Here is a 261-nt window from a genome sequence, read left to right as displayed (position 1 = left end):
TGTACATTTCGAACTGCTTGGACACGGTTTTGTACCTGTCTACAAAAAGGGAACAAAAGGGCAGTATCAATTAGTTGTATCACAAAAGAGTTGGGACAAGTTTAAACGTACGTTAAAGCGTATTACCCAGAAGACCAAACCTATATCGCTGTTAGAACGGCTTGGTCGGCTCAATGAAGTCTGTCGGGGATGGATTAACAACTATCGGCTGACCCAGAGTTATGCTAAACTTAAAAAGCTAGATGCTTGGTTAAGAAACCG

General features: G+C 41.8%; 1 protein-coding gene. It reads left to right on the top strand.

Annotated features, from left to right (window positions below; genetic code table 11):
* Positions 1-261: group II intron maturase-specific domain-containing protein (locus tag MWU32_RS00050; protein WP_317235139.1), on the top strand; the 261-nt coding region annotated here is incomplete at both ends.

It is taken from the genome of Gelidibacter sp. F63206 (assembly GCF_023015735.1).
Note: the sequence above shows the minus strand (reverse complement) of the source record. Positions and strands in the feature narration are given on the sequence as shown.